This window comes from Yonghaparkia sp. Soil809, from assembly GCF_001429705.1.
GTDB lineage: Bacteria > Actinomycetota > Actinomycetes > Actinomycetales > Microbacteriaceae > Microcella.
Genome location: NZ_LMSV01000001.1, coordinates 1,412,031 through 1,434,546 on the forward strand (window position 1 = coordinate 1,412,031; position 22,516 = coordinate 1,434,546).

General features: G+C 71.3%; 21 protein-coding genes, 1 tRNA gene and 1 pseudogene. 16 read left to right on the forward strand and 7 right to left on the reverse strand.

Translation table 11 applies throughout. The annotated features are described in order from the left end of the window. Positions 1 to 2 precede the first annotated feature (2 nt). The 10 genes from ASG83_RS13415 to ASG83_RS06915 all read left to right on the forward strand — a co-directional run bounded on the left by ASG83_RS13415 (position 3) and on the right by ASG83_RS06915 (position 9,770). Complete coding sequence (locus ASG83_RS13415; protein WP_369813388.1) at positions 3 to 521, forward strand: LacI family DNA-binding transcriptional regulator; 519 nt, start codon at positions 3 to 5, stop codon at positions 519 to 521. 169 nt (positions 522 to 690) lie between these two features. Further along, positions 691 to 1,557, forward strand: coding sequence for a branched-chain amino acid ABC transporter permease (locus ASG83_RS06870; RefSeq protein WP_082514764.1), 867 nt, complete (start codon positions 691 to 693; stop codon positions 1,555 to 1,557). Beyond that, positions 1,554 to 2,564 (forward strand): branched-chain amino acid ABC transporter permease, encoded by a 1,011-nt coding sequence (locus tag ASG83_RS06875; RefSeq protein WP_082514763.1) that lies wholly within the window; start codon positions 1,554 to 1,556, stop codon positions 2,562 to 2,564. The genes ASG83_RS06870 and ASG83_RS06875 overlap by 4 nt, the downstream gene beginning before the upstream one ends. 27 nt (positions 2,565 to 2,591) lie before the next feature. Further along, entirely contained in the window at positions 2,592 to 3,881 is a 1,290-nt protein-coding gene (locus tag ASG83_RS06880; protein ID WP_162253787.1) for an ABC transporter substrate-binding protein, read from the forward strand. 17 nt (positions 3,882 to 3,898) lie between these two features. Further along, on the forward strand, positions 3,899 to 4,631 hold a 733-nt coding region (locus ASG83_RS13420; RefSeq protein WP_156711043.1), incomplete at its 3' end, for an ABC transporter ATP-binding protein. Positions 4,632 to 4,641: 10 nt separating this feature from the next. Beyond that, positions 4,642 to 5,334 carry an ABC transporter ATP-binding protein gene (locus ASG83_RS13425; RefSeq protein ID WP_055859447.1) on the forward strand — a complete coding sequence of 231 codons (693 nt, stop codon included), beginning with the start codon at positions 4,642 to 4,644 and terminating at the stop codon, positions 5,332 to 5,334. A 132-nt stretch (positions 5,335 to 5,466) separates the two neighbouring features. After that, on the forward strand, positions 5,467 to 6,942 hold the full coding sequence (locus ASG83_RS13430; RefSeq protein WP_369813389.1) for an amidohydrolase: 1,476 nt from the start codon (positions 5,467 to 5,469) through the stop codon (positions 6,940 to 6,942). A 13-nt stretch (positions 6,943 to 6,955) separates the two neighbouring features. Further along, positions 6,956 to 7,417 carry a RidA family protein gene (locus ASG83_RS06905; RefSeq protein ID WP_082514761.1) on the forward strand — a complete coding sequence of 154 codons (462 nt, stop codon included), beginning with the start codon at positions 6,956 to 6,958 and terminating at the stop codon, positions 7,415 to 7,417. A 104-nt stretch (positions 7,418 to 7,521) separates the two neighbouring features. Further along, positions 7,522 to 8,457: an NAD(P)-dependent oxidoreductase gene (locus tag ASG83_RS06910; protein ID WP_055858527.1), complete on the forward strand. Its 936-nt coding sequence runs from the start codon at positions 7,522 to 7,524 to the stop codon at positions 8,455 to 8,457. Continuing rightward, positions 8,454 to 9,770, forward strand: a complete 1,317-nt coding sequence (locus ASG83_RS06915) for a Xaa-Pro peptidase family protein (protein ID WP_235460053.1) — start codon at positions 8,454 to 8,456, stop codon at positions 9,768 to 9,770. The genes ASG83_RS06910 and ASG83_RS06915 overlap by 4 nt, the downstream gene beginning before the upstream one ends. A gap of 45 nt (positions 9,771 to 9,815) precedes the next feature. Here ASG83_RS06915 and ASG83_RS06920 read toward each other — a convergent pair whose 3' ends face one another. From ASG83_RS06920 to ASG83_RS06935, 4 genes are read right to left on the reverse strand one after another with little or no spacing between them, the layout of a single operon-like run. Beyond that, positions 9,816 to 10,211, reverse strand: coding sequence for a Rid family hydrolase (locus ASG83_RS06920; protein ID WP_055858530.1), 396 nt, complete (start codon positions 10,209 to 10,211; stop codon positions 9,816 to 9,818). Further along, positions 10,208 to 11,584: an NADP-dependent succinic semialdehyde dehydrogenase gene (locus ASG83_RS06925; RefSeq protein ID WP_055858533.1), complete on the reverse strand. Its 1,377-nt coding sequence runs from the start codon at positions 11,582 to 11,584 to the stop codon at positions 10,208 to 10,210. The genes ASG83_RS06920 and ASG83_RS06925 overlap by 4 nt, the downstream gene beginning before the upstream one ends. 55 nt (positions 11,585 to 11,639) lie before the next feature. Beyond that, the gene (locus tag ASG83_RS06930; RefSeq protein WP_082599153.1) at positions 11,640 to 12,362 is read right to left on the reverse strand and encodes a GntR family transcriptional regulator; all 723 of its coding nucleotides are present in this window, start codon (positions 12,360 to 12,362) and stop codon (positions 11,640 to 11,642) included. Next, on the reverse strand, positions 12,359 to 12,883 hold the full coding sequence (locus ASG83_RS06935) for a VOC family protein (protein ID WP_055858536.1): 525 nt from the start codon (positions 12,881 to 12,883) through the stop codon (positions 12,359 to 12,361). The genes ASG83_RS06930 and ASG83_RS06935 overlap by 4 nt, the downstream gene beginning before the upstream one ends. A 117-nt stretch (positions 12,884 to 13,000) precedes the next feature. On the opposite strand from ASG83_RS06935, the gene ASG83_RS06940 reads away from it, so the two are divergent. Both ASG83_RS06940 and ASG83_RS06945 read left to right on the forward strand, forming a co-directional pair. Then, positions 13,001 to 15,190, forward strand: coding sequence for a thiamine pyrophosphate-dependent enzyme (locus ASG83_RS06940; protein ID WP_055858539.1), 2,190 nt, complete (start codon positions 13,001 to 13,003; stop codon positions 15,188 to 15,190). Further along, positions 15,190 to 16,542: a dihydrolipoamide acetyltransferase family protein gene (locus tag ASG83_RS06945; RefSeq protein WP_055858542.1), complete on the forward strand. Its 1,353-nt coding sequence runs from the start codon at positions 15,190 to 15,192 to the stop codon at positions 16,540 to 16,542. Before ASG83_RS06940 ends, ASG83_RS06945 begins: the two co-directional genes overlap by 1 nt. A gap of 69 nt (positions 16,543 to 16,611) precedes the next feature. Here the strand turns inward: ASG83_RS06945 and ASG83_RS06950 are convergent, their stop codons facing one another. The 3 genes and pseudogenes from ASG83_RS06950 to ASG83_RS13185 all read right to left on the reverse strand — a co-directional run. Then, on the reverse strand, positions 16,612 to 17,925 hold the full coding sequence (locus ASG83_RS06950; RefSeq protein ID WP_055858545.1) for a DUF4032 domain-containing protein: 1,314 nt from the start codon (positions 17,923 to 17,925) through the stop codon (positions 16,612 to 16,614). Positions 17,926 to 18,016: 91 nt separating this feature from the next. Continuing rightward, on the reverse strand, positions 18,017 to 18,462 hold a 446-nt coding region (locus tag ASG83_RS13180), incomplete at its 5' end, for a TOBE domain-containing protein (protein WP_235460055.1). Between the two features lies 1 nt (position 18,463). Continuing rightward, a pseudogene (locus tag ASG83_RS13185) lies at positions 18,464 to 19,026 on the reverse strand (ABC transporter ATP-binding protein); the annotation flags it as partial. A 204-nt stretch (positions 19,027 to 19,230) separates the two neighbouring features. Here ASG83_RS13185 and ASG83_RS06960 point away from each other — a divergent pair. The 4 genes from ASG83_RS06960 to ASG83_RS06975 all read left to right on the forward strand — a co-directional run bounded on the left by ASG83_RS06960 (position 19,231) and on the right by ASG83_RS06975 (position 22,495). Then, a complete protein-coding gene (locus tag ASG83_RS06960) occupies positions 19,231 to 20,142 on the forward strand; it encodes a thioredoxin domain-containing protein (protein ID WP_055858550.1) in 912 nt (303 codons plus the stop codon). Positions 20,143 to 20,180: 38 nt separating this feature from the next. Continuing rightward, positions 20,181 to 20,256 (forward strand) — tRNA-Thr (locus tag ASG83_RS06965). A gap of 200 nt (positions 20,257 to 20,456) precedes the next feature. Next, positions 20,457 to 21,449 (forward strand): hypothetical protein, encoded by a 993-nt coding sequence (locus ASG83_RS06970; protein ID WP_156710975.1) that lies wholly within the window; start codon positions 20,457 to 20,459, stop codon positions 21,447 to 21,449. A 62-nt stretch (positions 21,450 to 21,511) separates the two neighbouring features. Continuing rightward, entirely contained in the window at positions 21,512 to 22,495 is a 984-nt protein-coding gene (locus tag ASG83_RS06975; RefSeq protein WP_055858557.1) for a Gfo/Idh/MocA family protein, read from the forward strand. Positions 22,496 to 22,516: the final 21 nt, after the last annotated feature.

Below are 22,516 nucleotides of genomic sequence, written 5' to 3' on the forward strand. Positions count from 1 at the left end.
GCATCGCCGCCTCCGTCCGCCACCTCGTCGAGCTGGGCCACCGGGATCTCCTCCACATCGCCGGCCCGGCCAGCCTCTCCACGAGCGAGGCGCGGAGCGTGGCGTTCCAGTCCGCGTGCGCCGAGGCGGGGGTGCGCGGGCGACTGATGGAGGTGAACGCACTCACCGCCGAGGCGGGGGAGCGCGCCGCCGATGCGGTCATCGCCGGCCACCCCGATCGACCCACCGCGATCGTGGCGGGGAACGACCTCATCGCGCTCGGGGTGCTCCGCTCGCTGCGGAGGCACGGCCTCGAGTGCCCGACGGACCTGTCGGTGGTGGGCTTCAACGACATGGTCTTCGCCGAGGATTTCCACCCGCCGCTCACGACCGTACGGGTGCCCGCCCGCTCGATGGGCGAGGAGGCGGCGCGACTGCTCCTCCGCATGCTCGACACGGGCGAGCCCACGCAGGAGCGGGTGATGCTCCCCGTCTCCCTCGTGGTGCGCGGCTCGACCGGCGCCCCACCGCGCCTGCGCTGACGACGCAGCGGCGGCAGGACGGATCCCCAGCGGGGCTTCCCCGCCTCCTCCTGCGTCGATGACGCACCACTTGTGCAGTAGTCCTTGACACTTCTGCAATCGGTTGCTTTACTGGGGCACCACACCGCCATGCACCAACTCCTCAACGACGTGGAAGGTTCGGTTCTGAGTGTTTGAACCCGTGTTCCTGGCGCAGCAAGTGCTGAACGGGCTGAGTTTCGGCGCCCTGCTCTTCCTGCTGGCCAGCGGTCTGACGCTGGTCTTCGGTCTCATGAAGATCGTCAACATGGCGCACGGCGCCTTCTACCTGCTCGGCGGGTACATCGGCGTCGTCATCGCCGGGCTGACGGGCAACCTGCTGCTCGCGGTGATCACCGCGGTGATCGTCGTCGCCGCGACGGCCTTCATCGTCGAGGTCGTCCTCCTCCGCTTCGTGCGGGGGCAGGAGCTGCCGGAGGTGCTGCTCACCATCGGCGTCTCGTTCGTGATCGCCGACCTCTGCCTCGCGGTCTTCGGCGGCGACCCGCAGAACCTGCCGACGACGGCGACGATCCCCGGCGCGCTCATGATCGGCGACCTGGTCTACCCCTGGTACCGGATCTTCGTGATCGGCGTCGCCGTCGCGATCGGCCTGGGCCTCGCCTTCGTGCAGACCCGGACGCGGATCGGCGCCGTCGTCCGCGCCGGCGTCGACGACCGCGAGATCATCTCCGCTATGGGCGTCAACATCGCCTGGGTCTTCACCGGCATGTTCGTCGTAGGCGCCGGACTCGCCGCACTGGGCGGCACCATCGGCTCCGGCATGCAGAGCATCCTGCCGGGCGTGCAGAACGAGGTGCTGCTCTACGCCCTCGTCGTGATCATCATCGGCGGCCTCGGCAGCGTCACCGGAGCGGCCGTCGGCAGCGTGCTCATCGGGCTCATCGACGCGTTCGCGAAGGCGTGGATCCCCGAGCTCGCCTACTTCACGATCTTCCTGCCCATGGCCCTCGTCCTGGTGCTCCGGCCCACCGGTCTCTTCGGGAGGACCGCATGAACCGTCGGATGCTCGTCAACCTCGCTCTGCTCGGCCTGCTGCTCGTCGTGCTCCTGGCCCTGCCCTACTTCGGCGTCTCCAACTTCGTCCTCGGCCTCGCCTCGACCATCCTCATCGCCGCCGTCCTCGCCTCGAGCGTCAACTTCCTCGGCGGCGACGGCGGCATGGTCTCGCTCGGCCATGGCGCGATCGCCGCGGCGTCCGCGTACGCCGTGGGCTGGGCATCCCGCCAGGGTCTCGATTCGATGACGCAGGTGCTGCTGGCCCTCGTGGTCACCCTTGTGGTGTCGTTCCTCTACGGCCTGCTGTCGATGCGCACGAGCGGCATCTACTTCCTCATGGTCACGCTCGCGCTCGGCATGCTCATCTACGGCCTCGCCTTCCGCCTGTCGTCCGTCACCGGGGGAGAGAACGGGATCTCCGGCATCGCCGCTCCCGGGAACCTGCACGAGGAGTGGATCTACTACTACGTCGTGCTCGGCATCTTCGTGATCACGACAGGGGCCCTCTGGGTCGTCAGCAGCTCGCCCTTCGGCGCGAGCCTGCGCGGCCTGCGCGACAGCGAGAGCCGGATGCGCAGCCTCGGCTACAGCGTCGCCCAGTACAAGCTCAGCGCGTTCATGATCTCGGGAACCGTCGCGGGCATCGCCGGCGTTCTCGCGGTCTGGCACACCAACTTCGTCAGCCCGTCGTCGGCCGGCGTCGAGCGCTCCGTCCTGCTCGTCGTCATGGTCATCCTCGGCGGCATCGGAACGCTCCTCGGGCCGCTCATCGGCGCCGCCGTCGTGGTGCTCGTCGAGAACGTCCTCTCGAGCTACGTCGACCGCTGGCCGACCGCGCTCGGGCTCATCTTCATCCTCGTCATCCTCTTCGCGCGCGCCGGCGTCGCCGGCAGCGTGCCGAAGGTGCTGGCGAAGCTCCGGGGGCGCTCGCCCTCCGCCACGCCACCGGGCGACCGGAGTTCCCCCGAGGGCACCGCAGTGCCCGACCGCAATCACAATCCGTAATCGAAAGGAACTGCCATGACGTCAACGATGACAACGGCTCCCCGGCGCTGGATCGGCCTCGTCGGCCTCGCCGCCACGGCCGCACTGGTGCTCGCCGCGTGCGCGCCGCCCCAGGCCGCCGAGCCCGAGCCCGATGCGGGCGGCGGCACGGAGGCGGCCGTGAGCGAGACGCTCAAGGTCGGCTACATCTCCCCCGTCACCGGCAACTTCGCCGTCGCCGGCCAGGAGATGGTGGACGGCTGGAACCTCTACTGGGAGCTCAACGGCAACGAGGTCAACGGCGTCACCGTCGAGACGATCGTCGAGGACGACGCGGGCAACCCCGAGATCTCGCTCACGAAGGCGGCGAAGCTCGTCGAGCAGGACGAGGTGGACGTGCTCGTCGGGCCGCTCCTGGCCAACACCGCGCTCGCCGTCGCCGAGTACGCCGAGAGCGTCGGGGTCCCCAACCTCCACCCCGTCGCCGCCTCCGACGACCTCACCCAGCGCAACGCGAACGGCCTCACCGTCCGCACCGGCTCCATGGGCGGCTCGCAGGCGAACTACCCCGGCGGCGAGTGGGCTGCCACGGAGGGCGGGTTCGACACCGCCGTCACGCTGTGCGCCGACTACGCCTTCGGCTGGGAGTCGTGCGCCGGATTCGTCCAGGGCTTCCAGGACAACGGCGGCGAGGTCGTCGAGCAGCTGTGGTTCCCGAACTCCACCACCGACTTCTCGACCTACGTCTCGCAGATCCAGGCCGCCGGTGCGGACATGGTCTACGTCGCCACCGCCGGTGGCGCGCCCGGACCGAACTTCCTCACGTCCTACCTGGGCCTCGGCCTCGACATGGACAAGCTGCTCCTCAACTGCTGCGCCGCCGACCAGGGCACGCTGCGGGCGATGGGCGACCAGATCGTGGGCCTGAAGTCGGTCAGCTACTGGGCCGAGGGCCGCGAGTCGGAGGCCGTCGCCGAGCTCATCGAGGCGTACAAGGAGTTCTCGGGCGGCAACGTGCCCGGTGCCTACATCGCCGGCGGCTACATCACGGCGTCGCTCGTCGCGTCGGTTCTCGAGGAGCAGGGCTACCTCACGGGTGAGGAGCTCGTCTCCGCGATCACCGAGTCCACCTTCGAGGACAACATCTTCGGCCGGGTCTCGTTCGACGAGTACAACAACACGGTCGGACCGGTCTACATCCGCGAGGTGGTCAAGCGCGACGACGGCAACCTGTACAACACGCCGATCGCGACCTACGAGGACGTCGACCAGTGGTTCGGTCAGGACCCCGAGGAAGCGCTGCAGCAGCCGAACTACTCGCAGGACTTCCAGGGCTAGTGAGCACTGCAACGGAAATGGCGCCGGCCTCGGACCCTCGCGGGTCCGGGGCTGGTGCCCCCGTGCTCGTCATCGAGGATCTCGGGAAGCGCTATGGCGGCGTTCAGGCCGTCGACGGGATCTCTCTCGTGCTCGAGCCGGGAGAGCGCTTCGGGGTGATCGGGCCGAACGGCGCGGGCAAGACGACGCTGTTCAAGATGATCGCAGGGGACGTCACGCCCACCGCGGGCGCCGTCCACCTCTTCGGCAGGGACGTCACGACCATGTCGACCGCGCGCCGCGCGCGGATGGGCGTCGGCCGCACCTTCCAGATCTCGAACCTGTTCCGCGAGATGACGGTGCTCGACAACGTCCGCGTCGCCGCGCGCGGAGGCACCGCGACCGCACGCGTCTTCTGGCGCCCTCAGCGCGCGAAGGACGATGCGTCCCAGCGCTCGCTCGCGGCTCTCGAGTCGGTCGGCCTCGCCGACCGCCGGGACCTCACGGTCGCCAACCTCTCCCACGGCGAGCAGCGGCAGCTCGAGATCGCGATGGCGCTCGTGGGCGAGCCGAGCATCCTGCTCCTCGACGAGCCCGCGGCCGGGCTCTCCGCCGCGGAGCGCACCACCCTGAAGGCGCTCATCGAGGGCCTTCCGCGATCGCTTCCGATCCTGCTGATCGAGCACGACATGACTCTCGCCCTCGGTCTCACCGACCGGGTGATGTGCATGGAGAACGGGCACCACGTCGTCACCGGCTCGCCCGCGGAGGNGTCACGGGACTGCACGTCGGCTATGCGACGGCGCAGGTCCTCCACGGAGTCGATTTCACCATCGGCGAGAACGAGACCGTCGCCCTCCTCGGCCGCAACGGGATGGGCAAGACCACGCTCGTCCGCGCCATCTGCGGGCTGCGGCCGCCGACGATCACCGCGGGCGGCATCACCTTCGGCGGCGTCGACATCACGAAGAGGTCGAGCCACCAGATCTCCCGGCTCGGCATCGCGATCGTCCCGCAGGGCCGCCGCGTCTTCGGGTCGCTCACCACGCTGGAGAACCTCTCCGTGATCCCCCAGCGCAAGGAGATCGCGGGGGAGCGCTGGACGGTCGAGCGCGTGTTCGAGTTCTTCCCGCGCCTCGCCGAGCGCCAGTCCTCGATGGCGAGGTCGCTCTCGGGCGGCGAGCAGCAGATGCTCGCCATCGGGCGCGCGCTCATGACCAACCCGAGCCTGCTGATCATGGACGAGCCGAGCGAGGGGCTCGCCCCCAGCGTGCTCGACGTCATCCACGATCGCATCGAGGGGCTCCGCGGCACGGGGCTGTCGACCCTCATCGCCGAGCAGAACGTCGACCTCGCTCTCGACATGGCCGATCGCGTCATCATCCTCGACGACAGCGGGACCATCCCGTGGTCGGGCCGCGCCGACGAGCTCCGCACCGACGCAGCCCTGCTCGAGCGCTACCTGAGCATCTAGGGAGTCTCCGCCATGTCCGCCGCGACCGCTCTGCCCCTCGTCGACCTCCTGCTCACCGGAGGGCGCGTGATGACCTTCGCCGNCGGCAGCGACGCGGAGCTCGCCCACTACGCCCCCCTCGCCGCGCGGGTCATCGATCTCGGGGGCCGTCGCGTCATCCCGGGGCTCAACGACGCCCACATCCACGCCATGCGCGGCGGCCTGTCCTGGACGCGCACCGTGCACTGGGAGGACGTCCGCTCGCTCGCCGAGGGCCTCGCCCTCATTCGAGAGGATGCCCGTCGACGCGGCCCCGGGGAATGGGTGAGCGTCGTCGGCGGCTGGCACTCGCGGCAGCTGGCCGAGGGCCGAGCGCCCACTCGGGCCGAGCTCGACGAGGCCGCCCCGGACAACCCCGTGTACGTCCAGGAGCTCTACGACCGCGGGGTCGTCAACTCCGCGGGTCTCGCGGCCTGCGGGTGGTCGGACGAGTCGCCGGACCCGGCCCGCGGCGCTCTCCTGCGCGACGACGGCGGCCGCCTGACGGGCGAGCTGCGCGGCGTCGGCGCCTTCGCCGTCCCCCTCGGTCTCGCGCTCGCCGGGCACGAAGGGCAGGGCGAGCAGGGCATCCTCGCCATGAACGCCGTCCTCGCCCGCCACGGTCTCACGGGCGTGGTCGACGCGGGCGGCCTGCTCGTCACCCCGCGCGACTACGACCCGCTCTACGCCGTGTGGCGGCGCGGCGAGCTCGATGTCCGCACGCGCCTGTTCATCTCCGCCTGGACGCGCGGAGGCGAGGTGGACGACATCGACCGGCTCACCGCGCTCGTGCAGGCGGGCAGCGGCGACGGGATGCTCCGCATCGCCGGCGTCGGGGAGATCCCGCACCTGGGCTGCCACGACATGGAGGGCCTCGACCCCTTCGAGATGACCGAGGCCGCGCACCGCGAGCTCGTCGAGATCGTGCGGCTGTGCGCCGAGCGCGGCTGGCGGATGAGCATCCACGCCGTTCTCAACGACACCCTCGGCGGCGTCCTCGACGCGTGGGAGGAGGTCGAGCGCGAGACCGGGCTCGTCGCCGGGCGCGGCTTCTCGATCGTGCACGCCGACGAGGCGACGCGCGAGAACCTCGAGCGGATCGCGCGCCTCGGGGCCGGCATCCTCGTTCAGAGCCGTCTGGTGCTGAAGGGCGCCGACTACGTCGAGGCGTGGGGGGCCGAGGCGACCGCGTCGGCTCCGCCCATCGGCGACATGCGCGATCTCGGGATCATCATCGGTGCCGGCACCGACGCGACGCGCGCGAACTGGTTCTCGCCCTGGTCGGCCATCTGGTGGCTCGTCACCGGGGGCACCGTGGACGGGAGCGGCGTCCGCGACGAGCGGCACCGGATGTCGCGGCTCGAGGCGATCGCCGCCTATACGCGCGATGCCGCCTGGTTCACGGGCGAGCAGGCCCACCGGGGCCGGCTGCTGCCCGGCTACGACGCTGACGCGTGCGTGCCGACGGCCGACCCGCTGGACTGCGCGGACGACGAGCTGCGCGGCATCCTCAGCGACCTGACCATCATGGCGGGGCGCATCACCCACGACTCCGGAGCGCTCTCGCGCGTCGGGGCGGACGAACGATGAAGGCGAGGGCGCGATGAGCGCGATTCCCGGTCCACGACGAGTGGGCAATGCGGAGGTCATCCACCACGAGGGGTACGACGCGTCGATCGTGAGCCCGTTCGTGCCCGCGATTCGCGTCGTCTCGAACGCGCGGCTGGTGTTCATCAGCGGCGTGACGGGCGCCCCGGTCTACCACGACCACCCGCACCGGCCCGAGGTCTTCGACTCGATGCCGATGGATGCCGCGGGTCAGGTGCGCAACGCCTTCGACCACCTCGACCTCGCGCTCGCCGCGGCCGGCTGCGAGCGTCACGACGTGGTCAACATGATCCGCTTCTTCACCGACATCGAGGCCGACCAGGACGTCGTCAACAAGCACCAGGGGGAGTGGTTCGGCGGGCACATCCCGACGAGCACGACCCTCGAGATCTCGCGGCTCGCGACCGACCCGCGCCTGCGGTTCGAGTTCCACGTGGTCGCCGCCGCCCCCGCCTGATCGTCCGGGCGGCGAACGGCCGCCCGGCCCGCCATTCCATAATGCAATCGATTGTGAACCCGCACCGGGGCTCACCGGACGCACAGAAACGCAAGGAGAGAACCATGACTGACACCAAGCCCACCGTCGGGTGGATCGGAACCGGCCGCATGGGATTCCAGCTGGCCAAGCGCCTCCTGGATGCCGGCTACGAGGTCGCGGTCTACAACCGCACGCGCGCGAAGGCCGAGCCGCTGACCGAGTTCGGGGCGACCGTCGTCGACCGACCGGTGGACCTCGCCGACCGCGACATCGTCTTCAGCATGGTCTCCGCCTCGAAGGACCTCGAGAACGTCATGCTCGGCGAGGGCGGCCTGCTGTCGGATCCCGCGCGCGCCCCGCGCATCATCGGCGACGCCTCCACCGTCTCCGTCGAGGCGAGCGAGACCGTCCGCGCGGCCGCCGAGGCCCGCGGCGTCGGCTTCCTCGCCACCCCCGTCTCCGGCAACCCGAAGGTCATCGCCGTCGGGAAGCTCACCGTCGCGGCCTCCGGCCCGCGCGGGGTCTACGACGAGGCTGCCCCGCTGCTCGCCACCTGGGGTCGCGGAGTCACGTACGTCGGCGAGGGCGAGGTGGCCCGCATCGTCAAGATCGCCCACAACGTCTTCCTCGGCGTCGTGATCCAGTCGATGGCCGAGATCACGGTCCTCGCCGAGAAGGCCGGCGTCACGCGCGAGGCCTTCCTGACCTTCCTCAACGACTCGGTCATGGGCTCGGTGTTCACGCAGTACAAGACGCCCGCTCTGGTCAACCTGGACTTCACGCCCACGTTCACGAACGTCCTGCTGCAGAAGGACTTCGACCTGGGTCTCGCCGCCGCCGCCAAGATGGGCGTCGTGATGCCGGTCGCGAGCGTCACGCGCAACCTCGTCGCTCAGGAAGTCGGCAACGGCAACGTCGAGCAGGACTTCGCCTCCCTCATCGTGACGGTCGCCCACGGCTCCGGCCTCGAGCTGGTCTCCGAGCAGGCGGCGGTCAGCGACGGTCTCGAGGTCCGGTGAGCGGCCACGGCCACGGCCACGACCACGGCGCGGGAGGGCGGCGCTTCGAGCGCCCGTCCTCCCGGCCCGCCGGCGTGCGCCCGCTCGGGGCGCCCGGTCAGATGGGGGTCGACTACGAGCACCGCGTCGACTTCGACCGGCTGAGGAGCTACCGCGTCGACCGGGCGAAGGCGGCGCTCGACGCGAGCGAGTGCGGCGCCTTCCTGCTCTTCGACTTCTATAACATCCGCTACACGACGCAGACCTGGATCGGCGGCGCGCTCGGCGACAAGATGATCCGGTACGCGCTGCTCATGCGCGGCAAGGACCCGATCCTCTGGGACTTCGGTTCAGCGGTGCGGCACCACAAGCTCTACTCCGACTGGGTGCCGGAGGAGAACTATCGCGCGGGCTTCCTGGGATTCCGCGGCGCCGTCGCGCCCGACGGGGCGGGTCTCATGCGCGACGCGGTCGCCGAGATCAAGTCGCTGCTCACGGCGGAGGGGCTCGCCGACGCGCCCATCGGCCTCGACATCGTCGAGCCGCCCTTCCTGTTCGAGATGGAGCGCCAGGGCCTGCGGGTCGCCGACGCCCAGCAGCACATGCTCGACGCCCGGGTGATCAAGAGCCAGGACGAGATCATGCTGCTCAACCAGGCCGCGGCCATGGTCGACGGCGTGTACCAGGACATCGCCGAGGCGCTCAAGCCGGGGGTGCGCGAGAACGAGATCGTCGCGCTCGCGAACAAGAGGCTGTACGAGTACGGCAGCGACCAGGTCGAGGCGATCAACGCGATCTCGGGCGAGCGGTGCAACCCGCACCCGCACAACTTCACCGATCGCATCATCCGCCCCGGCGACCAGGCCTTCTTCGACATCATCCACTCGTTCAACGGCTACCGGACCTGCTACTACCGCACCTTCGGAGTGGGCTGGGCGACCGAGAGCCAGCGCGACGCCTACAAGCAGGCGCGCGAGTGGATGGACAGCGCGCTGGATGCGCTGCGGCCGGGCGTCGGCACCGACGAGGTGGCGGCCGTCCTCCCGAAGGCGGAGGACTTCGGGTTCGAGAACGAGCTCGCGGCGTTCGGGCTGCAGTTCGCCCACGGCCTCGGCCTCGGCCTCCACGAGCGGCCGATCATCTCGCGTCTCAACTCGATGAAGGACCCGGTCGAGCTCAGGCCCGGCATGGTCTTCGCCATGGAGACCTACTGCCCCGCGTCCGACGGCACGTCCGCCGCGCGCATCGAGGAGGAGGTCGTCGTGACCGACTACGGCATCGAGGTCCTCACGAAGTTCCCCGCGCAGGATCTCTTCGTCGCGAACCCCTACTGAGCTCTGCGATCGGGCCGCGGGGGATGCCCGCGGCCCGATCGCCGCTCAGACCGCGGCGATCGCGTCGATCTCGATCGTGACGGCGTCGGAGTAGAGGGCGGCGACCCCGACCAGCGTGCTCGCCGGGACGTGCTCCGGGTCGATCCAGCGATCGCGCACGGCGCGGTAGGTCGAGAGCCTCTCCGGGGTCAGCCCGACGATGTAGACGGTCACCCGCACGATGCTCGCGAGCGTCGCGCCGCGCGCGGAGAGTGCGCGCTCCAGCTCGCCGAACACGAGGTCGATCTCCTCCGCGAGGTCGCGCGCTGGCTCCCCGCCGGGTCGGAGCCCCACCACGCCGGAGAGGAACAGCAGGTCTCCCGCCGAGACCCGCACGCTGTCCGAGATCCCGGGGATGCTCGGGCTCGGCTCGCGCGTGACGCGCGACTCCTCCGCGCTCACGCCTTCCACACGCTCTTGAGGTTCACGAACTCGCGGATCCCCTCGGCCGAGAGCTCGCGACCGACGCCCGAGTCCTTGATGCCGCCGAACGGCAGCTCGGGGTACGAGATCGACATGCCGTTGATGAAGACGGCGCCGGCGTCGAGGCCGCGCACGAAGAGCGCCTCCTCGTCCTCGTCGCGCGTCCACACGGCCGAGCTGAGCCCGAAGGTCGTGTCGTTGGCGACGCGCAGCGCCTCCTCGGCGCTGTCGACGCGGAAGACCGAGGCGACCGGCCCGAAGGCCTCCTCCGCGTACAGGCGCATGTCCTCGGTGATCCCGCTGAGGACGGTCGGCGGGTAGTACCAGCCGGCGCCGTCGGGCACCGCACCGCCCGTCGTCGCGACGGCGCCCTTGGCGAGCGCGTCGTCGACGAGGCCGACGAGGTCGTCGCGCCCGGACGAGGTCGCGAGGGGCCCGACGTCGGTCGACTCGTCCATGGGGTCGCCGACGCGGAGGTCGCTCATCGCCGCGGTGAAGCGCTCGAGGAAGGCGTCGTGGATGTCGGCGTGCACGATGAAGCGCTTGGCGTTGATGCAGGCCTGGCCGTTGTTGGCGGTGCGCGCCGAGACGGCGGTGGCGACGGCCTTCTCGAGGTCGGCGCTCGGCATCACGATGAAGGGGTCGGAGCCGCCGAGCTCGAGCACGACGTGCTTGACCTCGCTGCCGGCGATCGAGGCGACGGAACGACCGGCGGGCTCGGAGCCCGTGAGGGTCGCCGCCACGACGCGGCGGTCGCGCAGCACGCCCTCGACCTTCCCGGCGGGGATGAGCAGCGATCGGAAGGCGCCGGCGGGGAAGCCGCCGCGCTCGAAGAGGGTGTCGAGGTAGAGCGCCGCCTGCGGGACGTTCGAGGCGTGCTTGAGCAGCCCGGCGTTGCCTGCCATGAGCGCGGGCGCGGCGAAGCGGATGACCTGCCACAGCGGGTAGTTCCACGGCATGACGGCGAGGACGACGCCGATCGGGTCGTAGCGCGTGTGCGCCGCCGAGGCGTTCACGGCGCTCGGGTCGTCGAGCGTGCGGCCCGTGAGGAACTCCTCGGCGCGGTCGGCGTAGAAGCGCATGCCCTTGGCGCACTTCAGCACCTCGGCGCGCGACTGCCCGATGGTCTTCCCCATCTCGGTCGTGAGCATCGCGGCGGCGGGCTCGACCTCGGCCTCGAGCAGGTCGGCGGCGGCGCGCATCCAGCCGGCGCGGTCGGCGAACGTGGTCGCCTTCATCGCCTGGAAGGCGGCGTGCGCCTGCCCGATCCGGGCGTCGATCTCGGCATCGGTGTGCGCCTCGAACTCGCGCTCGGTGACGCCGGTGGCGGGATTGATCGTCGCGATGGCCATGGGGCTCCTCGTCTCTCTGACTGGTACTGGCTCGGTCTGGTACTGGCTCTGTCTGCTACGGGATCGTGGGGAGGGTCTCGAAGACCTCGGGGTGGCTCGCCAGCAGACGTCGCGTGCGGCGGATGTGGCCCTCGATGACGCGCTCGGCCGTGTCGACGTCCTGGTCGCGCAGGGCGGTGACGAGCATGTGGTGCTCGTCGTGCACGATGCGCTGGCTGTGCGCATCGATCATGAGCGTGTACGCGCGTCGGTAGGGCTGCGTCGTGTTCCAGAGCCGCCGGACGAGGTCGCCGAGCACGAGCGTCTCCGCCCCGGCGTAGGAGCGCTGGTGGAACTCGCGGTCGAGCCGCAGGAACTCCTCGACGTCGGTCGTCTCGGCCATGCGCTCGGCGAGGCGCTCGAGCCCGTCGAGCGCGGCCTCGTCGAGGTGAGGCGCCGAGTAGCGCAGCAGCAGCGGCTCGACGCGCTCGCGGGTCTGGTAGACCTCCTCGCACTCGGCGAGGCTCAGGCGCGTCACCCACGCGCCGGTGTTGGCGACGAGCGTCACGAGCCCGTCGGCCTCGAGCGCCTTGAGCGCCTCCCGCACCGGTACGCGGCTCGCTCCGAACCGCTCGGCGATCTCCTCCTGGCGGATCCGGCTGCCGGGCGGGTACTCGCCGCCGACGATCGCTTCGCGCAGGGCATCCGCGACACGGGCGCTGGCATTGCCGTCGCGCGTCGCCGGAGGTGCGGCCCGCGCGGGGCGCGCGCGATCGATCCGGGCGGATGCTCCGCTCATGCCGAGGGATCCCGCGGGTCCCACAGCCGCACGCTCGAGCTCGTCTCGTAGGCCTTGCCGCCGGGGAAGCTCACGAGCTCCAGCTGCATGCCCCACGGCGAGAGGAAGTACACCCAGCGCTGACCCTCGCTCGCACCCCGGCTCGCGGTCGGATCGCCGAGGACGCGGACGCCCTGCTCGCGCAGGTGCGCGACCGCGGCATCCATGTCGTCGACGTAGAAGGCGAGGTGGTGGCCGCCGATGTCGCTGTTGCGGGGCTGGGGCGCCTGACCGTCGGCGGGCTCCCACTGGAAGACCTCGAAGTTCGGGCCGTGGCCGCAGCGGAAGAAGCGCAGCTCGCGCATGACCGAGCGCGGGTGGACGTTGAGGTGCTCGGCCATCCAGTCGTCGTCGCGGACGAACGGGCCCAGCGAGTAGACGAGCTCGCACCCGATGACGTCGACGAAGAACCGTTCGGCCTCGTCGAGGTCGGGCACGGTGAAGCCGATGTGCTCGGTGCCGCGGATGCCGGGAAGCGCCATCGCTCTCCACCCTTCGCTGTCGTGACTGGATGCAACCGTACCCCCCAGACGGGCATCCGCGAAAGAAAACCGCGAAAAGCGATTGAGATTGGATGCAATCATGCGTACAGTGTCGACATGCCCCAACGCCGCCGTTTGGACACCACCGCCGAGTGGGTCGAGCTCACCACCACCGCAGCCGACTGGAAGAAGGCCGATCCGGCGCTTCTGGCCACCATGCTCGGCCAGCTGCATCTCATCCGCGCCTTCGAGGAGCGCGTCCTCGACCTGGCCGGCGAGGGCCTCGTCCACGGCCCCGCCCACTCGTCCATCGGGCAGGAGGGCGGAGCGGTCGGCTCGATCGTCGCCCTGCGCTCGAGCGACGCCGTGAACGGCTCGCACCGCGGCCACCACCAGTTCCTCGCCAAGGCGCTCGCGCACGTCGCGCAGGACGGCCTGGCGCTCGACGCCCTCGTCACCGCCGACATCCAGACGGTGCTGCAGAAGACGCTCGCCGAGATCCTCGGCCTCGCCCAGGGCTACTGCCGCGGCCGCGGCGGCTCCATGCACCTTCAGTGGTTCGAGGCCGGCGCGCTCGGCACCAACGCCATCGTCGGCGGCGGTGCGCCCATGGCCACCGGCAACGCGTGGGCCCAGAAGGAGGCCGGCACGACCGACCTCACCATCAACTACTTCGGCGACGGCGCCGCGCAGATCGGCTCGGTGCTCGAGTCGATGAACCTCGCCGCCGCGTGGAAGCTGCCGGTCTGCTTCTTCATCGAGAACAACCTCTACGCCGTCGCCACCCGCATCGAGGAGTCGGTCGCCGACACGCGCCTCTCCGTCCGCGGCCAGGGCTTCGGCATCCCCTCCTGGCGCGTCGACGGCATGGACCCGCTCGCCGTGCACCTCGCGATGGAGGAGGCCGCGGCGGTCATGCGCTCCGGCGGCGGTCCGACGATCGTCGAGGCCGAGGTCTACCGGTTCTTCCACCAGAACGGCCCGTACCCGGGCAGCGCCTTCGGCTACCGCACGAAGGAGGAGGAGGCCGAGTGGAAGAAGCGCGACCCCCTCGACCGCGTCGCGCGCGAGATGGTAAAGCGCGGACTCATCGACGAGGCGGGCGTCGCGAGCGTGCGCGCCCAGGCGATCGCGGCGATGGATGCGGCCACGGCCGAGCTGCTGGAGGCCGACCCCGAGAAGCAGGGTCGCCGGCGCATCCGCCCCGAGCTCTGGCCCGACCCGGAGTTCGTCAACGTCGGCGTGCGCGGGGACGCGAGCGAGCTCGAGTCGCTGCGCGTGCTCGACCCGAGCGTCTCCGACGCCGCGCGCGAGTCGATGAAGTTCGTCGACGCCGTCGCCGCGGTGATGGACCGCCGGATGAGCGAGGACGAGCGCATCGTGGTGCTCGGCGAGGACATCCACCGACTCAAGGGCGGCACGAACGGCGCGACCAAGGGCCTCGCCGACGCGCACCCCGGCCGCGTGCTCGGTACCCCGATCAGCGAGAACGCCTTCATGGGCCTCGGCGGCGGGCTCGCCCTCGACGGCCGGTACCGCCCGGTCGTGGAGTTCATGTACCCCGACTTCATGTGGGTCGCCGCCGACCAGGTGTTCAACCAGGTGGGCAAGGCGCGCCACATGTTCGGCGGCGACAACCCCGTGCCGCTCGTGCTGCGCACGAAGGTCGCGATGGGATCGGGCTACGGCTCGCAGCACCTCATGGACCCGGCCGGCGTCTTCGCGACCAGCCCCGGCTGGCGCATCGTGGCCCCCTCGTCGGCCGCCGACTACGTCGGCCTCATGAACGCCGCCCTCGCCCTGCAGGACCCGGTGCTCGTCATCGAGCACGTCGACCTGTACAACGAGAAGGACGAGATCCTCGCGGGCGACCTGGACTACATCATCCCGCCGGGCACCGCGGCCGTGCGTCGCGAGGGCAGCGAGATGACCGTCATCAGCTACCTGTCGATGGTGCGCCACTGCGCCGAGGCGATCGAGCAGACGGGGGCGGATGCCGAGCTCATCGACCTGCGCTGGCTCGACCGCGCCTCGCTCGACTGGGAGACCATCGAGGCCAGCGTCAAGAAGACCAACGCGGTGCTCATCGTCGAGCAGGGAGCCCAGGGAACCTCGTACGGGGCCTGGCTCGCCGACGAGATCCAGCGACGACTGTTCGATTGGCTCGACCAGCCCGTGCAGCGCGTGACCGGCGCCGAGTCCTCGCCGTCGATCTCGCGCATCCTCGAGCGCGCGGCGATCGCGCGCACCGAGGAGGTCGTGGCCGGCATCGAGACCGTGCGCCGCAGTGCGGGGGGAGCAGCCTGATGTCGACGACCATCCGCATGCCCGAGGTCCTCGCGAACGTCACCGAGGCCGCCGTCCAGAAGTGGCTCGTCGCCCCCGGCGACGCGGTCGAGGTCGGCCAGCCGTTCGCCGAGATCGAGACCGAGAAGGCTGTCGTGGAGTTCGCGGCCGAGACCGCGGGCACCGTGCTCGAACTGCTCGTGGGGGAGGGTGACTCGATCGACGTCGGCGCCCCCATCGCGATCGTGGGTGAAGCGGGGGAGGTGGCACTTCCCGCGAGCCCCGCAGCGGCTCCGGCCGCTGAGGAGTCCGACGGGGCCGCTCCGGCGGCCCCGTCGGATCCCGAATCCGGCGCTCCCGTCGCGGAGGTCGCGGCCCCGGCGGTGGACGCCGCCGCGATCGCGTCGAGCGCCGCCGGCGCCGCCGGCCCCGTCGCGGAGCCGACCCCGGCATCCGCCCCGCACGACGGCGCCCGCCGATTCGTGAGCCCGCTCGTGCGGCGCCTGGCGCGCGAGCACGGCATCGACCTCGCCGGCGTCACGGGCTCCGGCCCCGACGGTCGCATCGTGCGCCGCGACATCACCGCCCTGCTCGAGGGCGGCGCCGCGGCACCGGCCGCTCAGGCACCGGCCGCGCCCACCCCGGCCCCGGCGCCCGCCGCTGCCGTCCCCGCCGCTGCCGCCCCCGCTCCCGAGGGCGTCGAGGTCGTGCGGCACAGCCGCATGCGTGCGACGATCGCGCGGCGCCTCACCGAGAGCAAGAGCTCGGTGCCGCACTTCTACCTCACCGCTGACTGCCGCGTCGACGCGCTGCTCGACATGCGCAGGCAGATCAACGCGGGCGGTCAGGTGAAGGTGAGCGTCAACGACCTCGTGGTCAAGGCGGTCGCCGGCGCCTTCGCCGACGTCCCCGAGGCGAACCGCACGTGGGGCGATGACGGGATGCACGTGCACTCGAGCGTCGACATCGGCATCGCCGTGTCGCTCGAGGACGGACTCGTCGTCCCCGTCGTGCGCGGCGTCGAGGGCCTGAGCGTCTCGGCGCTCGGCGCCCGCATCGCCGAGCTCGCCGGTCGCGGCCGTGAGGGGCGCCTCACGCTCGCCCAGCTCGAGGGCGGCAGCTTCACCGTCTCGAACCTCGGCATGTTCGGCACGCAGGCCTTCTCGGCGATCATCAACCCGCCGCACGCGGGCATCCTCGCCGTGGGCGCCGCGTCGGCGAGGCCCGTCGTCGTCGACGGTGCGCTGGAGGTGGGCCAGGTCATGACCGTGACGCTCTCGGCCGACCATCGGGCGTGGGATGGCGCGCTCGCCGCGCGCTGGCTCGGCGCCTTCGTCGCCCGCATCGAGAGCCCGCTGAGCATCCTCGCCTGATCGCTCGCGCACCGACGCAGGGCCCCGCCGCGCATCGCGGACGGGGCCGTGCGTCGTCTCAGCGCCTGCTCACACCTTGTCGCGCCACGACCCGCGGGGCGTCTCGTCGTCGTCGACGATCCCGATCGCGTCGGTGTCGAGGGGCAGCCCGATCGACTCGGTCGGCGGGGCGATCATGGTGGCCTCATCGCGGCGGTGACGCAGCACGGTGTCGATGTACGAGCTGAGCGCCTCCGCGAGGGGGATCGCCCTGCCCTGGTTCTGCGACAGGAACCAGCGGTGCTCGAGCAGCTGGTGGAAGACCTCCGGCCCCTCCAGCTTGCCCTTGAGCTCGCGGGGGATCGCCCGGACGACGGGCTCGAACACGCGAACGAGCCACTCGTGAGCGACCTGCTCCTCGTCGACCGACCGGTCGGGGTAGGTCGCGGCCGAGTACGAGTCGAGGTCGTTGAGCAGGCGCCTGGCCTGGTTCTCTCCCGCGTCGATGCCGGTGAGGCGCAGCAGGCGCCGCGTGTGGTGCCCGGCGTCGACGACCTTGGGCTGGATCCGCACCTCGGTGGAGTCCCCGTCGGTGCGGATGGCGAGCTCCTCGATGTCGAAGCCGAGGTCGTTGAGGCGCTCGACCCGCTGCGTGATGCGCCAGCGCTCGGAGCGGTCGAACGACTCCCATCCGGTGAGCTCCTTCCAGAGCGTGCGGTAGGAGTCGATGATGCCGTTGGAGACCTCGATCGCGTCGATGCTGCCGTCGAGGCGCCCGCCGGCCTCGAGGTCGAGCAGCTCGCCGGCGATGTTCACCCGGCCGATCTCCAGGTCGTTCTCGCGCTGCCCGTTCGAGAGCCCGCCCTCGTAGAGCTGACCGGTCTCGGCGTCGACGAGGTACGCGGCGAAGGCGCCCGCGTCGCGGCGGAAGAGGGTGTTGGAGAGCGACACGTCGCCCCAGAAGAAGCCCGCGATGTGCAGCCTCACGAGCAGGACGGCGAGGGCGTCGACGAGCCGCGTCGCGGTCTCGGGCCGCAGCGTCTGCGAGTAGAGCGCGCGGTACGGCAACGAGAATCGCAGGTGCCGGGTGACGAGCACCGGCATGAGCGGCGTGCCGTCGTCGTCGACGCGACCGGTGATGACGGCGACCGGGTCGACGCAGGGGATCTCCAGCCGCTGCAGCGTGCGGAGCATCTCGTACTCGCGCCGCGCCATCTCCTCCGTCGTCTCCTTGATGGCGACGACGGCGCCGCTCAGGTGCACGAAGCGCACGAGGTGGCGCGAGATGCCCTTGGGCAGCGAGGCGATCGCGTCATCCGGCCAGGTGTCGAGCGGCAGGTTCCAGGGCAGGTCGAGCAGGCCGGGGTCGACGACGGCCGAGGTGATGCTGAGCGAGGCGCTCATGAGGGCGGACTCCCTTCGTCGGGGCGGGAACGCGACGAGGGCGGGCGCGTCATGCGACGCGGCCCGCCCTCGCTGCGGTCGAGACCGAGTCTCAGTGGGTGATCGCCGTGCGGTTCAGGCGGAGGCCGCTCGCCGTGTCGAACACGTGCACGTGCTTCGGCTCGGGCGTGACCACGACCGTCTCGCCGGCGTTCGGGTGCACGCGGCCGTCGACGCGGGCGACGACGTCGACGCGCTGGCCCTGCACCTCGGTGTGGCCGTAGAGGTAGCCGTCGGCGCCGAGCTCCTCGACGACGTCGACCTCGACCGAGAGGCCCTGCGAGCCGGGCGCGCCGACGATGAGGTCCTCCGGGCGGACGCCGACCGTGACCGACTTGTCGCTGGCGTTGTCGAGCGTCTCGCGCTCGACGGCCGCGACGCCCGAGCCGAACTCCACGCCGCCGTCGACGACGGTCGCGGGGAAGAGGTTCATCGCGGGCGAGCCGATGAATCCGGCGACGAAGACGTTGTTGGGCGTCTCGTACAGCTCGCGCGGGGNGGTCTGGTCGTGCGTGACGTAGACCGTGGTGACGCCGAGGCGGCGCTGGAGCGAGGCGATCTGGGTGCGCGTCTGCACGCGGAGCTTCGCGTCGAGGTTCGACAGCGGCTCGTCCATGAGGAAGACCTGGGGCTGGCGCACGATCGCGCGGCCCATCGCGACGCGCTGGCGCTGACCGCCCGAGAGGGCCTTCGGCTTGCGGTCGAGGTAGGGCTCGAGGTCGAGGAGCTTGGCCGCCTCGAGGACGCGCGTGGCGCGCTCCTCCTTGCCGATGCCGGCGATCTTGAGCGCGAAGCCCATGTTCTCGGCGACGGTCATGTGCGGGTAGAGCGCGTAGTTCTGGAAGACCATCGCGATGTCGCGGTCCTTCGGCGGGACGTCGGTGACATTGCGGTCGCCGATGAGGATCGCGCCGTCGTTGACCTCCTCGAGGCCCGCGAGCATGCGGAGGGTGGTCGACTTGCCGCAGCCCGAGGGGCCGACGAGGACGAGGAACTCGCCGTCCTCGATGTGCAGGTCGATCGCGTCGACCGCGGGAACGGTCGAGCCGGGGTACAGGCGGGNTCGAGGCCCAGTATGCCACCTGCGCCCGCCGGCGCCGCATCGAGGGGATGCCCGCGGGGCCCCGCGAGGCCCCGCGCGCCCGGTCGCGAGGCCCCCTCGACTGGCCGCGCATCGTTCGTCGCCGTACTATCCTTCGGGGCGCAGTGCGCCTGAACCCGATTCGGGCTGCGCCGGGCGCGCCCGGGAAGCGACGAAGAGGAACCATGACCGACAGCGGATCAGCCCGCGCGAAGCAGTCGAAGACTGCGCGCCGCGACGAAGCCCGCGAGAAGGCCCGCCAGCTTCGCGCCGAGCACAAGAAGAAGGAGCGCCGCAACCGGTGGCTCCTGCAGGGCGGCATCGCCGTCGTGCTCATCGCCATCATCGCGATCGTCGCGCTCGTCATCACGAACTCGATCAGGCCCGAGCGCAACGGGCCCCGGAACATGGCGAGTGACGGCATCCTGATCGGGGAGGGGCTGACCCCGGTGCAGACCCCCGGCATCGCCCCCGAGGCGACGCCCGTCCCCAGCGCGCCGAACGAGCCGGGCGTGGTCGCGATCACGATCTGGGTCGACTACCTGTGCCCCGTCTGCGGCGAGTTCGAGCAGGAGAACGGCGAGCTGATCCGCCGACTCGTGGAGTCGGGGGCCGCCACGGTCGAGTACCACCCGATCGCGATCCTCACGAGCCTCTCCGCCGGCACCCAGTACTCGCTGCGCGCCGCCAATGCCGCGGCGTGCGTCTCGAACTACAACCCGGACGCGTTCTTCGACTTCAACGACGCGCTCTTCGCCGAGCAGCCGGAGGAGGGCTCGGAGGGACTCACGGACGACCGGCTCCTGGAGCTCGCGCGCGACTCCGGGGCGACCTCGACCTCGCTCGAGCGCTGCATCGACGACGGCCGCTTCTACGAGTGGGTCAAGGCGGCGACGGCCCGCGCGGGGAACGGCCCGCTCCCCGTCGAGGGCACCGAGGTCGAGAGCGTGCAGGGCACTCCGACCATCCTGGTCAACGGCGAGCTCTACACCCCGTCGTACCCGTTCGACTCGACCGAGTTCTCGCAGTTCGTGCTGTCGGCCGCCGGCGACGACTTCGCGGCGAGCCCCTCCCCGTCCCCGTCGCCGACCCCCTAGGCCGGGCCCCCGGCCGGTAGGCTGGGGCCCTCCGCAGCGCCCCGTTAGCTCAGCTGGTAGAGCAGCTGTCTTGTAAACAGCAGGTCGCAGGTTCGAATCCTGTACGGGGCTCCACAGGGCCGCTGCACGGCCCGCCCCGAGGGGCAATACCCCCGATCAGGGGGCCGATCCGGGCCGCGTCTCCCCCAGTCCTGGGGTGTTCTGTTCGTTTTCCGACCACCCCGGGTTGGCACCCGGGCCCTCGGGGTCGTACCGTCGGAGATGTCAGCCGGGGGGCTGACGGATACATCTCAAGGTTTCGGGGGGAACCTGACATGCTGCGTTCAATCTTTGTGGGGACCGCGCTCGCGACGAGCGCCATCCTGCTCGCGCCCGTGGTGGGCGGGAGCCTCGACGTCACCGACGTCCTGAGCGCTCGTACGCTCACCGCCGGCGCCTCGGCCATCACCGTCGTGGAGCCCGATTCCGTCGTCGACGGCAGCGGCTTCCTCGACCCGCGCCAGCGCGCGACCTACTCCGCTGCGAGCGCCGGCGACGCCGCGCCCGCGGTCGAGCCGAGCGCCTCGCCGTCGCCGACGGCGGAGGCCGCGCCCGCCACGGTGGAGGCCTCGGCCCCGAGCGCGCCGACGCGCACCGCTCCGAAGCCCGCGACCGCGAAGCCCGCTCCCGCACCGTCGGCGACCTCGTCCGCGCCGAGCGGCACCGCCGCGGCCTCGGGCACCGGCTCGACCGCCATCCAGCCGAAGCCCTCCGGGCCGGCGCCCGCACCCGCGGCGCCCGCTCCGAGCCCGTCGCCGACCGTCACGACCCCGGCCTGCGCCGGGATGCCCGGCGGCAGCACCGCGGGAGCTCCGAGCCGCACCTCGAAGGGCGGCGTCGCCGGCACCACCTCCGCCGACCTCGCGCAGTTCGCCCAGCGCTACAACGAGATCCGCGTGGCCAACTGCCTGCCTCCCGTCCCGATGGCGAACATCCGCTACGACTCCTGCATGGAGGACCGCCTGTTCTGGATGGCGGAGGACCCGTCGACCGACCCGATGAGCGCCTGGGGCCACATGGGCTCCGTCCGCAGCGACGGCGTGCCGAGCGTCGGCTGCGACGGCAACCTCGCCGGCGGCTCGAACAACACCGGCTCCACGGTCGCCCAGAAGTGGTGGGACTCCTCCGGGCACCGCACCTCGCTCTACAAGCCGACCTACACCGGCAGCACCGCGGGCGTCTGCATCCTCTTCGCGATGACCCATGGCGGCGTGCCGAACGAGCCGTACAGCTTCACGCGGGCCGCGGCGCGCTGGGTCACCTGCTAGACGCGCAGCGCTGATCGCTCGTCGGCGCCGGCGGGCGGGCTCGATAGGCTGAGCCCGCCCGNATGGCGCGACCGGGCTGGGGCATTCTCGCGACGGGCGGCATCGCGCACGCGTTCGCGCGCGACCTGATCGCCGAGGGGTTCACCGTGGCCGCGGTCGGATCCCGCCGCCTCGAGGCCGCACGGTCCTTCGCGGCCGAGCACGGCATCCCGACCGCGCACGGGTCGTACGAGGAGCTCGTCGCCGACCCCGCCGTCGAGATCGTCTACGTCGCGACCCCGCACTCGCACCACGCCGAGTCGGCCCTGCTCGCGATCGCCGCCGGCAAGCACGTCCTGGTCGAGAAGGCGTTCACCCTCACCCAGCGGGATGCGCGCCGCGTCGCCGACGCCGCCGCCGAGGCCGGCGTCGTCGTCATGGAGGCGATGTGGACGCGGTTCCTGCCGCACATGATCCGCGTGCGCGAGCTCGTGCGCTCCGGCGCCCTCGGCGAGGTGCGCACGGTGCTCGCCGACCACACGCAGTCGCTCCCGCTGGACCCCGCGCACCGGCTGCAGAACCCGGAGCTGGGCGGTGGCGCGCTGCTCGACCTCGGCATCTACCCGGTGTCGTTCGCGGTCGACGTTCTCGGGCTCCCGCAGGGCATCCGCGCCCACGCCGCCCTCACCGCGACGGGCGTCGACCGGCAGACGGCGATGATCCTCGACTACGCCGACGGCCGGCAGGCCGTCCTGCACACCGCGCTCGACACCGCCGGCCCGAACCGCGCCGCCGTGATCGGCACGCGCGGCTACCTCCAGATCGAGCGCACGTTCTACGCGCCGACCGTCGCGACGCTCTTCGACGAGCGCGGCGAGGTCGTCGAGCGCATCGCCCCGGTCGTCGCGCAGCGCGGCATGCAGTTCCAGGCCGCCGAGCTCGAGGCGCGCGTCGCTGGCGCCGAGCCCACGAGCCTCCCGATCGAGGAGACGGTCGCGATCATGGGGGTCCTCGACGAGGTCCGCCGCCAGATCGGCGTGCGGTACGCGCCCGACGACGACGCCTGATCGGCCGCGACTATCATGGCC

Excerpts from the sequence above, each read along its gene's own strand:
- ASG83_RS06875 (WP_082514763.1), top strand. The coding sequence starts at position 1,554 with ATGAACCGTCGGATGCTCGTCAACCTCGCTCTGCTCGGCCTGCTGCTC.
- ASG83_RS06880 (WP_162253787.1), top strand. The coding sequence starts at position 2,592 with ATGACAACGGCTCCCCGGCGCTGGATCGGCCTCGTCGGCCTCGCCGCC.
- ASG83_RS06905 (WP_082514761.1), top strand. The coding sequence starts at position 6,956 with ATGAGCGCGATTCCCGGTCCACGACGAGTGGGCAATGCGGAGGTCATC.
- ASG83_RS06910 (WP_055858527.1), top strand. The coding sequence starts at position 7,522 with ATGACTGACACCAAGCCCACCGTCGGGTGGATCGGAACCGGCCGCATG.
- ASG83_RS06925 (WP_055858533.1), bottom strand. The coding sequence starts at position 11,584 with ATGGCCATCGCGACGATCAATCCCGCCACCGGCGTCACCGAGCGCGAG.
- ASG83_RS06930 (WP_082599153.1), bottom strand. The coding sequence starts at position 12,362 with ATGAGCGGAGCATCCGCCCGGATCGATCGCGCGCGCCCCGCGCGGGCC.
- ASG83_RS06935 (WP_055858536.1), bottom strand. The coding sequence starts at position 12,883 with ATGGCGCTTCCCGGCATCCGCGGCACCGAGCACATCGGCTTCACCGTG.
- ASG83_RS06940 (WP_055858539.1), top strand. The coding sequence starts at position 13,001 with ATGCCCCAACGCCGCCGTTTGGACACCACCGCCGAGTGGGTCGAGCTC.
- ASG83_RS06945 (WP_055858542.1), top strand. The coding sequence starts at position 15,190 with ATGTCGACGACCATCCGCATGCCCGAGGTCCTCGCGAACGTCACCGAG.
- ASG83_RS06950 (WP_055858545.1), bottom strand. The coding sequence starts at position 17,925 with ATGAGCGCCTCGCTCAGCATCACCTCGGCCGTCGTCGACCCCGGCCTG.
- ASG83_RS06960 (WP_055858550.1), top strand. The coding sequence starts at position 19,231 with ATGACCGACAGCGGATCAGCCCGCGCGAAGCAGTCGAAGACTGCGCGC.
- ASG83_RS06970 (WP_156710975.1), top strand. The coding sequence starts at position 20,457 with ATGCTGCGTTCAATCTTTGTGGGGACCGCGCTCGCGACGAGCGCCATC.
- ASG83_RS06975 (WP_055858557.1), top strand. The coding sequence starts at position 21,512 with ATGGCGCGACCGGGCTGGGGCATTCTCGCGACGGGCGGCATCGCGCAC.